Source organism: Streptomyces sp. NPDC001594, from assembly GCF_042893675.1.
In the GTDB taxonomy this organism is placed as follows: Bacteria; Actinomycetota; Actinomycetes; order Streptomycetales; family Streptomycetaceae; genus Streptomyces.
On sequence record NZ_JBIAVB010000004.1, the window covers coordinates 150,781 to 163,487 of the forward strand.

15 protein-coding genes are annotated in these 12,707 nt (G+C 70.1%); 8 read left to right on the plus strand and 7 right to left on the minus strand.

The window, feature by feature from the left end; all coding sequences use genetic code 11:
* Positions 1-11: 11 nt before the first annotated feature.
* The gene (locus ACFY0O_RS09585) at positions 12-1,637 is read right to left on the minus strand and encodes a cytochrome bc complex cytochrome b subunit (protein ID WP_388944875.1); all 1,626 of its coding nucleotides are present in this window, start codon (positions 1,635-1,637) and stop codon (positions 12-14) included.
* 271 nt (positions 1,638-1,908) lie between these two features.
* Here ACFY0O_RS09585 and ACFY0O_RS09590 point away from each other — a divergent pair, with 271 nt between their 5' ends.
* Positions 1,909-2,493: a Uma2 family endonuclease gene (locus tag ACFY0O_RS09590; protein WP_388944877.1), complete on the plus strand. Its 585-nt coding sequence runs from the start codon at positions 1,909-1,911 to the stop codon at positions 2,491-2,493.
* Positions 2,494-2,545: 52 nt separating this feature from the next.
* On the opposite strand, the gene ACFY0O_RS09595 is transcribed toward ACFY0O_RS09590, so the two are convergent.
* From ACFY0O_RS09595 to ACFY0O_RS09610, 4 genes are all read right to left on the minus strand, one after another.
* Positions 2,546-2,989 (minus strand): hypothetical protein, encoded by a 444-nt coding sequence (locus ACFY0O_RS09595; protein WP_388944880.1) that lies wholly within the window; start codon positions 2,987-2,989, stop codon positions 2,546-2,548.
* 26 nt (positions 2,990-3,015) lie between these two features.
* On the minus strand, positions 3,016-3,510 hold the full coding sequence (locus ACFY0O_RS09600; protein ID WP_388944883.1) for a hypothetical protein: 495 nt from the start codon (positions 3,508-3,510) through the stop codon (positions 3,016-3,018).
* 29 nt (positions 3,511-3,539) lie between these two features.
* Positions 3,540-4,808: a hypothetical protein gene (locus ACFY0O_RS09605; RefSeq protein ID WP_388944886.1), complete on the minus strand. Its 1,269-nt coding sequence runs from the start codon at positions 4,806-4,808 to the stop codon at positions 3,540-3,542.
* Between the two features lie 101 nt (positions 4,809-4,909).
* The gene (locus ACFY0O_RS09610; protein ID WP_388944888.1) at positions 4,910-5,227 is read right to left on the minus strand and encodes a putative quinol monooxygenase; all 318 of its coding nucleotides are present in this window, start codon (positions 5,225-5,227) and stop codon (positions 4,910-4,912) included.
* Between the two features lie 68 nt (positions 5,228-5,295).
* Here ACFY0O_RS09610 and ACFY0O_RS09615 point away from each other — a divergent pair, with 68 nt between their 5' ends.
* Positions 5,296-5,715: a helix-turn-helix transcriptional regulator gene (locus ACFY0O_RS09615; protein ID WP_388944891.1), complete on the plus strand. Its 420-nt coding sequence runs from the start codon at positions 5,296-5,298 to the stop codon at positions 5,713-5,715.
* A gap of 10 nt (positions 5,716-5,725) precedes the next feature.
* A complete protein-coding gene (locus ACFY0O_RS09620) occupies positions 5,726-6,142 on the plus strand; it encodes a VOC family protein (protein ID WP_358895466.1) in 417 nt (138 codons plus the stop codon).
* Positions 6,143-6,151: 9 nt separating this feature from the next.
* Here the strand turns inward: ACFY0O_RS09620 and ACFY0O_RS09625 are convergent, their stop codons facing one another.
* A complete protein-coding gene (locus ACFY0O_RS09625; protein WP_388944894.1) occupies positions 6,152-6,628 on the minus strand; it encodes an ATP-binding protein in 477 nt (158 codons plus the stop codon).
* Between the two features lie 247 nt (positions 6,629-6,875).
* Between ACFY0O_RS09625 and ACFY0O_RS09630 the strand changes: the two genes are divergently transcribed.
* From ACFY0O_RS09630 to ACFY0O_RS09650, 5 genes are all read left to right on the plus strand, one after another.
* Entirely contained in the window at positions 6,876-7,727 is an 852-nt protein-coding gene (locus ACFY0O_RS09630; RefSeq protein WP_388944896.1) for a helix-turn-helix domain-containing protein, read from the plus strand.
* Positions 7,728-7,732: 5 nt separating this feature from the next.
* Positions 7,733-7,936 carry a hypothetical protein gene (locus tag ACFY0O_RS09635; protein WP_388944899.1) on the plus strand — a complete coding sequence of 68 codons (204 nt, stop codon included), beginning with the start codon at positions 7,733-7,735 and terminating at the stop codon, positions 7,934-7,936.
* Positions 7,937-8,019: 83 nt separating this feature from the next.
* The gene (locus ACFY0O_RS09640) at positions 8,020-8,184 is read left to right on the plus strand and encodes a hypothetical protein (RefSeq protein ID WP_388944902.1); all 165 of its coding nucleotides are present in this window, start codon (positions 8,020-8,022) and stop codon (positions 8,182-8,184) included.
* Between the two features lie 448 nt (positions 8,185-8,632).
* Positions 8,633-10,906 carry a DUF6571 family protein gene (locus ACFY0O_RS09645; protein ID WP_388944904.1) on the plus strand — a complete coding sequence of 758 codons (2,274 nt, stop codon included), beginning with the start codon at positions 8,633-8,635 and terminating at the stop codon, positions 10,904-10,906.
* Positions 10,903-11,955 (plus strand): hypothetical protein, encoded by a 1,053-nt coding sequence (locus tag ACFY0O_RS09650; RefSeq protein WP_388944907.1) that lies wholly within the window; start codon positions 10,903-10,905, stop codon positions 11,953-11,955. Before ACFY0O_RS09645 ends, ACFY0O_RS09650 begins: the two co-directional genes overlap by 4 nt.
* A gap of 32 nt (positions 11,956-11,987) precedes the next feature.
* On the opposite strand, the gene ACFY0O_RS09655 is transcribed toward ACFY0O_RS09650, so the two are convergent.
* Positions 11,988-12,701, minus strand: coding sequence for a helix-turn-helix transcriptional regulator (locus tag ACFY0O_RS09655; protein WP_388944909.1), 714 nt, complete (start codon positions 12,699-12,701; stop codon positions 11,988-11,990).
* Positions 12,702-12,707: the final 6 nt, after the last annotated feature.

A 12,707-nucleotide genomic window follows, 5' to 3' on the forward strand; every position in this document is an offset into this window, starting at 1 on the left:
CCCGGCCGGGCCTACCGCTCGGGCGGGCGGTCCGGGCCGGCCGTCGCCTCGGCGATCTCCACGCGCTGCTCGGGCGTCACCGGGTACGGGACCCGGTCGCGGTAGTACCAGGAGCTGACGGCCGCCCGGGCCCGCCCCAGCAGCCGGTGCGGCAGGGGGCGGGTGGGGTCGTGGTCGTCCTCCAGCGGCCGCGGCTGCTCCCCCACCAGCATCCTGTACCGCTCGCCGGCCGGCAGGGCCCGGTGCTCGGGGTGGAAGCCGCCCTCGACGCCCTGGCGCACCAGGCCCGTCTCCTCCCCGCCGGCCAGCAGCTCCCGCTCGTGGTCCTGCAGGGCCAGGCACAGCCGCCGGGTGAGCCAGAAGACCACCGCCGGCACGACGAAGAACGCGGCGCGCAGGGTCCAGGTCAGCTCCGGCAGGGGCACGGCGAAGACGAACGCGAGGACGTCCTGGGCCCCGGCCAGCAGCAGCACGGCATACCAGGCGAGGGCCGCCGCGCCCAGCCCCGTGCGGACGGGCCGGTCACGGGGCCGGTCGCACAGGTGCCGCTCGCCGGTGTCGCCCGTGATCCAGCGCTCGAAGAAGGGATAGGCGTACAGCACGGTGAAGAACGCGCCGGGCAGCAGGACGGCCGCGACGAACGGGTTCCACACCACGGTGTGCCCCCACAGCCGGGTCTCGGTGCCGGGCATCAGCCGCAGGGAGCCCTCCAGGAAGCCGATGTACCAGTCGGGCTGGGAGCCGGTGGAGACCAGGTCGGGGCGGTAGGGCCCGTACACCCAGACGGGGTTGATCTGGGCGAGGGCGGCGAGGGCGGAGAGCAGGCCGAAGACCAGGAGGAACAGCCCGCCCGACTTGGCCAGGTACTGGGGGAAGAAGGGCAGGCCGACGACGTTGCGGCCGGTGCGGCCGGGTCCCGGCCAGTGGGTGTGCTTGAGGTGGACGACGAGCAGCAGGTGCACGGTGATCAGGGCGAGCAGCAGGCCGGGCACCAGCAGGATGTGCACGGGGTAGAGCCGGGGGATGACGTCGAGGCCGGGGAACTCCCCGCCGAAGGCGAAGAAGGCCAGGTACGAACCGACCACCGGCACCGACATCACGATGCCCTGCGCGATGCGCAGCCCGGTGCCCGACAGCAGGTCGTCGGGGAGGGAGTAGCCGGCGAACCCCTCCAGCGTGGCCAGCGCGAACAGCGTCACGCCGATCGTCCAGTTGACCTCGCGGGGGCGGCGGAAGGCGCCGGTGAGGAAGACGCGCAGCAGGTGGGCGCCGATGGCGGCGAGGAAGACGATCGCCGCCCAGTGGTGGACCTGGCGGATCAGCAGCCCGCCCCGGACGTCGAAGCTGATGCGGAGGGTGGAGAGGTAGGCCTGCGACATGCGCACGCCGCGCAGCGGGCCGTACGAGCCGTGGTAGACGCTCTCGCGCATGGAGGGGTCGAAGAAGAAGGACAGGTAGACCCCGGTCAGCAGCAGGACGACGAAGCTGTAGAGGGCGAGCTCGCCGAGCAGGAACGACCAGTGGTCGGGGAAGACCTTCCGCACCGCCCCCTTGGCGATCTCCCCCAGCGGCAGCCGCGCGTCCAGCGCCTCGGCACCCCGCACCACCGCCCGTGTCCTCCGCTTGGAACCCGGCACCGGCGTGCCCCTCCTGATCGTCGGGCGCGTACGGCGTGCCACGCTACCGAACCGGGGCAGGAGGGGGCAGAACAGACACGACGTCCAACGGGGTAAGGGGCGGGCCGCTCAACTGCCGAAGCCCACCGGGCGCCAGACCCAGCCCCCGTCCCACCCCGAACGGGTGAGCGGCCGTGCAGCCGGGGCGGGTGTCGGTCTGCGGCGCTAGCCTGGGGGAAGGCACACAGCGTGACGAGACAGCGACGCCGCCCGGAGGACCACGGTGACGACCATGATCGAGCGATCCCGGCCCATAGAGACCGTCGAGGGGGGACCGACCGTCGAGGACATGCTGCGCACGGTTGAGGAAATGGACACGCCAGACGGCTACAAGGCCGAGCTCATCCGGGGGAAGATCGTCATGACGCCGTGGTCGAAGTTCTCCTACTTCCCGCCCATGGAGTCCCTGCAGGAGCAGCTGAAGGCACACTCACCGGACGGGCACGTCGCGACCTTCGCCCCGTTCCTGTTCAGCTTCCCCTCTGCCGGACGCGCCTACGGGCCGGACGTCTACGTCGTCGACAGGGCCGTCTTCAAGGAGCAGGGACGACACGGGGACGCCGAGAACCTGTCCCTCGTCGCCGAGTTCACATCCAGTTCCACCAAAGACGTGGACTGGCAGGAAAAGCTGCGCGTCTACGGGGAGCTGGTGCCCGTGTACCTCGTGGTCGACATGCAGGCCGAGGAGATCACCTGCTTCTCCGACCCCTCGCCCCAGGGCTACAGGGCGCATAAGACGGTCTCCTTCGGCAATCCGCTGTCCGTGCCCGCGCCCTTCGACTTCGAGATCGACACGACGGCACTGAAGACGGCCTGAGCGGCGCCGGGACTCAGGCAGGCGTTCATCCACCGGGACACGGGCAGGCCCCTCAGCTGCCGAAGATCACCTGGCGCCAGACCCAGCCCCCGTCGAGGACCGTGCGCTGGAGGGGGTCCGTCATGTCGCGGGAGTCGTAGCGGAAGGTCTCGACCATCCGCCGGCGCCCGTCGGGGCCCTTCTGGAACTGCCAGCGCCGGACCCTCCTGGTGCCCGCCCCACGGGCGTACTGCATGCGCCCGCCCTCGTACGACACCCTCCCCCACTGCTCCGTGATCACCTCCACCTCACGGCGCACGGGAAGCAGCCGCATCCGCACCTTGACGGTGAGCTCCAGCTCCGGGATGCGGTGTTCCGCCACCACGTCGGCCTTCTCCTTGGGAAGGCCCTGCCGGATCCGGAACGGGACGTCCGGTCCACCCACCGCGAACAGCGCCTCCCGCAACTCGGCGGCGGGCACGGGCCTGACCCCTTCGGCGGGGTGCTTCGTCCCCATGAACCTGTCCCACAGCCGCCCCACCGTCAGCCCTCCACCCTGGTCCGCGTGCGCACCGTGCGCACCGTGCGCACGAAGTCCTGGAAGTCTGCCAGGACTTCGCCGTACTGGACGGCGGTGGCCGTCAGGGCGAGCCGTACGAGCGCGCGCTTGCGCGGGTCTTCCTCGTCCGGCAGGAACAGGTAGACCTGGGACTGGACGAAGTCCCGGCGCGCCCCGCCCTCCAGGGCCGAGAAGGTGATGCGCTGGGCCAGCGCCGGCGCGTCGGCCGGTCCGAACTCGCTGCGGTGGGTCACCGCCACCTCTCGGGCGAACTCCCGGATCCGCGCCGCCGACGCATCCGCGAGCTCCGTAGCCGTCACCTCTTCCCGGGGGAATCCGCCGTCCACGGTGATGTTCGCCGAGAACCCCGCGTCAGGCCCGGGAAGGACCGCGGCGTGGGCCACACCGGGCGGGGCGGCCGTGGGCAGCCAGCCCGCCGGCAAGGTGAACTCGACCGGCACCGGCAGTGTCGTGGGCATCACGGATCCTCCTTCGACGGAAACGTCCATCAGTCGAACCAGCTGCCTATCTCGTGCGCCACGTCAGTGGCCGTCTTCTTGATCTTGCCCGGGTCGACCGTGATCTCCAGCCCGAGCTTGCCTCCGTACGGCGCGGCCGCGCCGGCGGCGACGTCGAAATCCCACGCGCCGGTCCCCTCGTCCTTCTTCCAGCCGAGGGACCACTCCGTCCCTCTGCCGATCCAGCCCTCACCCGTCAGACCGACACCCAGGCCACCGGATTCCACACCCCCGGCGGCGGTGATCTTGCCCCCGGCGAACCTCTTCGCCTTGATGGCGACCTCGTTCTCACCCGCCTGGGCAGTGCTCGCGGCCTCTGCTCCGGCGAACGCCTCCAGGCGCGCGTAACCACTGTGGGCGCCGTACTCGGCTCGGCCCTCCTGCAGGAAGCGCAGGCCGGTCGACGCCTCGAGCTTGGAAACTGCGCCCTTGTCCGTCAGACCGTAGTTCCCGGTGACCCTGGCGCCGCCGTAGACGTCCTCCACCCCGGAAAGCTTCAGCCCCCCGAAGTGGTCCTCCCCCTGAGCGGACACGTGGAAGAGGTCGGCGTACGCCTTGAACGACCCCTCCTTGCCGTACTTCAGGCCGCTGGTGGTCCAGCCGATGTCGGGTCCGGTCACGGTGAAGGCGTCGGGGTGCGTCTTGATGTCGGCCGGTTCGTGCTTCTTCGCCTTGGCCAGGTCACCCTCGGCGTAGTTGTTGAAGCCGGTGAGGGTCTCGTCGGCGCCCCTGCCCAGGGCGTCCCTGTTGCTGTCGACGACGGCGGCTTCGAGGGCGTCCTTGACGTGCACGTCGGCCTCGGCCACCGCTTTCACCCGGTCGTCGATGTGCTGCTGCCATGCCTCGACCGCGTTCCGGACGGTGGCCTGGCCGTCCGGGTCGTGCTGGTAGGCACTGCGCTCGGCCGGGGTGAGCCTGGCGTGGTCGAAGGCGACGCGACCCTCGCCGGAGACGGTCATCCCGGCGGCGACCGCGTCGTTGCGGGCGCTCTCCAGTTTGGCCTTGAGGTCGGTGAACTGCTCGTGCGCTCCGCGGAGCAGACTCGCGAGAGCCTTGGCCTGGCTCTGCGCGGCGGAGTACTCGTAGCGGGTCGCGGTGAACTTCGTCAGGGCGACACCGGCACTGACACCCGACCAGTTGTCACCCATCGTGATCGTCTGCACGGTCTCGCCGTAGCGGCTCTCGACCTTCTGCAGTTCACCCGCCATCGCCTCCCACTTGGCGGCCGCTGACACCAGCAGACCGAAATTCGTGGTCATGATCTGGTTGTAGGTCACCATCCCGATCCCCCCATGTCGGATGGCGTTGATCATATGCGCGCGATCGCCGTCGAACGTTCGAACGGGCGGGCAAGGGGGCTTCAGCCCAGAGGGGCGGTGGTCAGTTCCAGGACCTGGGCCGGGCCCGCGCGGAAGGCGGGGCTGGTGGTGTCGGCTTCGGTCATGTGGGGGGTGGCGTCATGGGCGGCCAGGGCGGCCTTCGAGGTCCACTCCTCGACCAGGACGAAGCGGTCCGGGTCGTCCGCCACCCCGTGGAGGTCGTAGCGCAGGCACCCCTCCTCCGCCCGGACCAGCGGCGCGAGGCGCTCGTACGCCTCCCGCTGCTCCCGGCCGCGGCCGGGGAGGGTGGCGATCAGGACGAGGAGCTTCACGGGCTGCTGCGGCGGCTGCTTCGGCATGCGGCGCAGCCTAAGCGTCCAAGATCGACTCCGGCAGGCCGATTTCGCCCTGTGAGATGGTGGGGGTCATGAACCTGGAGGACCTCGTCCGGCTCCGCCGGGCGCGTGACGCGATGGACCGCGACTACGCCCAGCCGCTGGACGTCCCCGCGCTGGCGCGCATCGCCCTGATGTCGGTCGGCCACTTCCAGCGCAGCTTCCGCGCCGCCTACGGCGAGACCCCCTACGGCTACCTCATGACCCGCCGCATCGAACGGGCCAAGGCCCTGCTGCGGCGCGGCGACCTGTCGGTGACGGAGGTCTGCTTCGAGGTCGGCTGTACGTCGCTGGGCTCGTTCAGCTCCCGATTCACCGAGCTGGTCGGCGAGAGCCCGAGCGCCTACCGGGCCCGCGACCACGGCGACAGCGCCGCCATCCCCGCCTGCATCGTCAAGATCCACACCCGGCCGGTCAGGAACGGAGAAGCCAAACCCGGCGGCCCCGCGTAGCGTCTGAGACATGGGAATCAAGCTTTCGCAGTGCTTCATCGCCGTGGACGACCACGACAAGGCGATCCCCTTCTACCGGGACGTCCTGGGCCTTGAGGTCCGCAACGACGTCGGGTACGAGAACATGCGCTGGGTGACCGTCGCCTCGCCCTCGCAGCCGGACGTGGAGATCGTCCTGGAGCCCCCCCTCGCCGACCCGAACGCCACCCCCGCCGACCGCCAGGCCGTCGCGGAGCTGATGGCCAAGGGCATGCTGCGCGGGGTCATCTTCACCACGGACGACGTCGACGCCACCTTCGAGCGGATCCGCGCGGCGGGCGCCGACGTCCTCCAGGAGCCGATGGACCAGCCGTACGGGGTGCGCGACTGCGCCTTCCGCGACCCGGCCGGCAACATGCTCCGCTTCAACCAGCCCCGCAAGGCCTGACGCCCTGGTTCACAGGGGCAGCGTGGCCCAGGTGCGGGTCCCGCCGCCGGGCTCACGTGAGGGCCCGACTCCCCAGTCGCCGCCGTGGTCCCGGACGAGGGCCGAGAAGACCCGGAGGGTGGCCCGGCGGCGGGCTTCGCAGAGGGCGGCGAGGCGGGGGTGGGCGTGGGTGGGGTGGCCGTCGTAGACGATCAGGCGCAGGGCGTCGTCACGGTGGCGGAGCGACAGGTACAGCTCCCCGCCCGGGTCCATCCGCCAGGCGGAGCCCATCAGTTCGGAGGCGGCCTGCACGGTGGTGGGCGCGAGGGGGTCGAGCGCGTAGGCGTGCAGCGCGGCCCGTACGGCATGCCGGGCGATACCGGCCGAGCGGGCGGAGGCGGGCAGCGTCATGCTGCACGAGAGCCCGTCCGGCGGGGCCGGGTGGTCGGGGGCGACCGGGCAGGCGGTGGGGGTGGCGAAGAAGGGCGCGTGGAAGGGGGTGAGCATGTTCGGCTCCCAAGTCGTCTGGGGGGACGGCGTATTGGCGAAGGAAGCTCGACGCGCACGGATGGCTCACGCGGGGTGGGGAGGTGGCCCGTCGCCGAGGCCGAGGCGTGCTGCGGCGATGCACTTCGACTCCCCTGCGTGAGCGGTGCGCCACCCAATGTAGGGGCTAAGTGATGCCTGCGCCACGTGCTTGGTGATGTGCGCACCACTGTTGGACCCAACGGGTGGTTCCATGCAGACTGCCCTCATGCCACCCAGGACGTCCCCGACGTACCGACAAGCGAGGCTCGGAGCCGAGCTGCGCAAATTGCGCCTGAACGCAGGCGTGACAGCCGAGTTCGCCGCCGGGCTGATCGGGCTCGACCGGGGCAAGATCCCCAACATCGAGTCGGGCGTCCGCACCCTGAGCCCCGAGCGCCTGCGCACCCTGGCCGCCCACTACGGCTGCACGGACGGCACGTACGTCGAGGCCCTGGTCGCGATGGCCCAGCCCCGGACGCGCGGATGGTGGGACCAGTACCGGGGCAAGCTGTCGGCCGGCCTGCTCGACATCGCCGAACTCGAATGGCACGCCCAGCGGTTGCACACCGTGCAGACCGTGCACGTCCCCGGACTCCTCCAGACCGAGGAGTACGCGCGGGCCATCTTCGGCGCGGTCCTGCCGGAGCTGCCCCGTCTGGAGGTCGAACTCCGCGTCGCCCTCCGCCAGGAGCGCCGGTGTGTCCTACAGCGCGCCCAGCCCGTGCCCTACACCGGATTCGTGCACGAGACGGCCCTGCTCATGCAGTTCGGCGGCCGGCAGGCAGCCCGCGACCAGCTGAAGTACCTCGCCGAGCAAAGCACCGCCGACCACGTCGTGATCCGGGTGCTGCCCATCGCCGAAGGCATCTTCCCCGGGGCCGGACACGCCCTGCTGTACGCCGGGGGACCCGTTCCGCAGTTGGACACCGCACAGCTCGACTCCGCTCACGGGCCGAGCTTCATGGACGCGGAGAACCAGCTGTCCAAATACCGCAGCCACCTGGAATGGATGGACTCCAGGGCACTCGATCCCTCCGCCTCCCGAGACTTCATCCACCGCATCCACAAGGAGCTGTGAGAACGATGGCCGACATCCGCTGGGAAGCTCCGTACTGCGGCGAGGGCAACAACTGCTACCGGATCGGCGTGGACGCAGACGGCAACAGCTACATCGCCGTCGCCGGGCAGGAGGACCGCCCCCTCGCCGACAGCCGCGAGGCCCTCTCCGCGCTCATCCGGGACATCAAGGCCGGCAAGGCCGACCACCTGCTCGACCCGGACCGCTGACGACACGCCCCGGGCCGACATGCCCGGCCGGAAGATGCCGTTTCGCTAGCTTGTCGCATCATCCGCTTCTCTCGGAAGAAGACATGATGCGCCAGCCCGCCCCCTCCACCACGCGCGGCCGCATCGCGTGGTGGACGGCCCTCCTGACCGCCCTCGTCGCCACCTGGCTCCTCCCGTCCGTCCACGCCCACGCAGCCCCCTCGGCCCCACCCGGACAGCACTCCGGCTCCGCCCACCGGGCGGCGTAAGCGGGGGCCTGGCAACAGCCGGCCCACCCTGAGCCGTCAAGATCCCGAGCCCGGGATCTTGACGGCTTCTTTCCGCCTTCCTCCTGGATCACGCACGAACCCCCGTTCTACGATCACGGTCCACCGCATGGGGGAGGGGCACGGGCATGCCAGGGGAACGGAACGGACAGGACCGGTTACGTCCGGGGGGACCTGGAGGAGCAGGCGGCGGCGGGGCGGACTTCGCCTCCACGCCCTCCCAGAAGACGGACGCCGCGAACGCGATCGAGACCGAGCTCCAGCCGAACACCAAGAAGGCCACCGGGCACGCGGACGAGGCCACCGATGCCGCGGTGAAGAGCTCGCTGCGCGGCGCTTGGGGCTCTTCGCGCGCAACGACGTCGCCACAGGTGACGCCTTCCGGACAATCGCCCCGCAGTCGAAGCTCAACGATCTCCAGGAGACCCGCGTGCTGACGTACCACCAGGTGATGACGACCGACCTGACCCAGCTGACCACGGCCGCCGACAAATGGGACGCCATGGCGCAGGAGCTGAAGAAGGTCGAGGGCCGCTACGGCGACAGCGTCCAGAAGATCACCCTGGGCCCCGACTGGCTCGGTGCCAGCGCCCTCGCTGCCCGCGACACCTTCACCGGCACCCGCTACGAGTACTCCGCCGCGCAGATCCAGGCCAAGGCGATCGCGAGTCTGTTACGCGACGCCCACGAGCAGTTCACCGACCTGAAGAACAGGGTCGAGAGCGCCCGGGAAGAGGCGGTCAAGGCAGGCATGACGGTCTCGGAGGCGGGCAGGGTCGCCTTCGACTTCTCCAGGCTCACACCCGCCGAGTCCAGCGCCTACCACCACGACCCGGACGGCGAGGCCTCCCTACGCAAGGCCGTCGCCGAATGGCAGCAGCGCATCGACGACGGGGTGAAGGCCGTCTCGGAGGCCGACCAGGGCGTCAAGATCGCCCTCGACGCGGTGGTGGTCGACAGCAACAAGGACGCTTTCGGCGGCGACCAGACCTCCCACGGCTTCAACGCCGACGCCCAAGGGGACATCGAGGTCTACGAAGCCCGCAACGCCCAGTCCATCGCCACCCGCATCAACAGCGGCGGGAGCGTTTCCGCAGCCGACTACGCCGAGCTGGACCGCTCTTTCCGGGACAACGCCAAGAGCCAGGAGTTCAACCAGACCTTCCTCAACGGAATGGGCGCGGAGAACACCCTGAAGCTCACGAACAAGCTGAACGACCACGCGTACGGCGACGACAAGGGCAACAAGCAGCGCTACCTGAACGTGGAGAAGGGCCTCGCCAACTCCCTGTCGAACGCCATGCAGGACCCCGAGTCCGGGTTCTACAGGAACTTCCGCACCCAGCTCGACAAGGCCGGGCTCGCCTCGTACGACCTCAAGCAGATCGGCGACTACACCCTCGGTCGGAGTCACGGCCAGCAGGTCCACGGCTACCAGAGCCTGGTCACGCTGATGCAGCACGGCGACGGGTACTCCACCCCCTTCCTGCACGACATGGCCACGGACATTCGTAAGGCCGAGGACAAGAAACAAGGCGGCAACCCGGACATCTGGGACCTCACGGGCAACTTCAGCGGTGACAACAGGGGGTGGTTCGCCAACGATCCCCTCGACGGCGTCCTCGGCATCATGTCGAAGAATCCCGAGGCCGCCACCTCTTATCTCGACCCCGGCCCGGACGGCAGGAACGACAACCTCCGGTATCTGCTCAAGGACCGCGACTGGAACCACGTGGACACCACCACGTGGATCGGGAACAGTGAGCGCGTATCCGCCGACACCTTCGACAAAGACGTGCGGGCAGGCCTGGGCCTCATCCTGGAAACCGGCACGACCGGCCACACCCCGGGGTCTCTCGGCACGGAGATCACCCGTCATTCCGAGGCCGAGGCCCGCATCATGCACGACGCCGTCAACCTCTTCGACTATGGCGACGGAAACGGCAAGGACGACAAGGGTGTGCTGAAGGGACAGGGCGACAACGTCCTGAAGAGCGAGGAGTACGCGAACGTACGCGGCCCTCTTGCCCGTGCTCTGTCGTCCTACTCCCCGGACGTGGTGGACATCATCGCCGGCGAAGGACCCGGTGACAGGGTGGGCAAGGACGACGCGCTGGCCGCCGGCGACAATTCCAGGATCCAGAACAGCAGAAGCAGTGTGCTGCGTGTGCTGAGAGGAGTGTCCGAGGATCCGGAGAACTACTTCCTCCTCCACGAGTCTGAGCGCCGCTACATGGCAGAGCAACTCACCACCTCGGACCTCTCCGACCCCGAAGCCCTCAAGAACCGCGCGGCCAAGATCGGGGAGGTCAACGGCGCAATCAACGCCATAGGCGGCGACATCAAGCTCAGCGAGCGCGATGCCGTCCTGAGCGCGGCCGGTGACATGAGGGTGTACGGGTACCACGTCATCGGTGGCGCCATCACCGGCATACCCATCGTCGGAGACCTCGCCCAGCGGACGGTTGACGGGGCCTGGAACGAATGGCTCAAGGGAGTCACCTCGGAACAGGGCCTGCTGGCACGCGAGCGCATCAGCTCCGCCAACGACGCCGCGCAGACAGACCTCGACAAGTTCTTCCAGAGCTGGGGAAGCGAGACCCATCAGTCGGCGACCAGTGTCGGAGCGGCCCAGCGAGAGGCTCAGCAGAGCTACACCAGCGGGCGTGAAAGCGCCTACCTCGCCTTGCGAGAACGGAAGTGACCACCATGCCCCCGCATACTCGCATCAGTCGGCGAACCACACGCGCAGGACTCGCCGCACTGCTCGCCTTGGCGGGCTGCGCCGGACTGCTCATCTGGTGGAACACCGACGTCATGGGCCAGGACCGCTTCTGCGACGACGCGCTCACCTCATCGGAGCTGAGCCCCGTGCTGGACGGTCCCGGCAGGCTCACCCGGAAGAACGGCCACGAGGAATCGGACCCGTACGGTTTCTCGTGCACCGTGCGGCGCACCAGCAAGTTCCTGGGGGCAGCCGAGCCGGAAATGAAGGCGGAACTCTCTTTCGAGCCAGCCGACTTCGCCCTCGGATCGCGGCTGTGGAGGGACCCGTCGGCCTCCTCCTACTTCGTGGGCGGCCCCACCGGCGCCGTCTCCGAGACCCAGGCATGGGTTCTGCTTCCCGCCGGCTGCGAGGCCAAGACTCCACCCGGCGTTCAGCGCGCGAATGTACCCGTGCTCGAGATGAACCTCACCCACGGCCGGGCCGCCCGCGAAGATCTGGCCCAGGCCGCGGTGAGCGCAGCCCGGCACGTCGCCAAAGGGCTCGGCTGCGCCGGCAGCGGTGCGTTGAAGGCTCCTGTGCGCCTGCAGGGTCCGTCCGGCGCGGGTGAACCGCGGCCCACCGATCCGGCCAACGCCTGCGGCATGGCCGGCTTCAGGCTGCCGGAGGCCGCTCTCCTCAGAGGACGAGCGGAACCCGGCACCGAGCGGGTGACCGGAAGCGACTCCAGGACCAGGGTCTGTGAGCTGACCCTGAAGGGCCCTGGCGCGCCTCGCCTCACCCTTGCCGTCAGCGAGGATCCCCTCCTGACCCAGGGGGTACGCCGTGATGAGACGGCCACCCCGCAGAACAACCGCACCGTCACCGCCTGCGCCGCAGGGGACCTGTACGTCGCGATGAGCTACGACGACACGTACCGCGACCTGCTGCTGGACGCGGGCGCTACCGCGCACGAACAAGCCCGGACGGCCCTCTTCAGGGCATTCTTCGACACGGTGGCCAAGGACCGGGGGTGCAGGACCGACTGACCGGCGCCGCCTGATGCCCACCCACTGGATCCCTACGGCGCGCGCGGTCTCCCGTCCAGGGCGGTCGGCCGGGTTGCGTCGGCCGCCATCGAGCCGCGGAGGAGGGCGGCGAGGTCGTGGGGGTGGGACGGTTCGTCGGTCGGGGTGGCGGTCGTGATGCGGTCCAGGCGGAAGCCGCGGCCGGCGCGGCGGGTGCGGCACCAGGCGATGAGGTACCAGCGGCCCTCGGCGGTGAGCAGGCCCGCCGGTTCCACGGCGCGTTCGCTCGGGCGGCCGGCCGCGTCCACGTAGGTGAGCCGTAGGACGGTGGCGTCGGTGAGGGCCCGTTCCACCGCCGCGCGGACCGTCGGCTCCGTCCGGGAGGGGAGGGCGACGATCCGGGCCGCGAGGGTTTCGGCCACCGCCGCGGTGGGGCCGGTCATCGAGGCGAGCAGCTTCTGGTAGGCGGTGCGGGCGGCGGCCGCGTAGGGGGTGTCGGCGTTGGCGAGGGCTGCGGCCAGGGCCGCTGCCTCGTCGGCGGTGAAGTGGACCGGGGGCAGGGTCATAGCCGGGTCGACGGTCCAGCCGCCGCCCCGCCCGAGGGCGGTGCGGACGGGAACGCCGGCGTCCATCAGCGCCTGGAGGTCGCGCTGCACCGTCCGCGTGCTGACCTCGAAGCGGGTGGCGAGCGCCGCGACCGAGCGCGGCCGGGGCGCGGCGGCGCGCAGTTCCTCCACGAGGGCGTAGAGCCGGGTGGTGCGGTCCATGGGCCC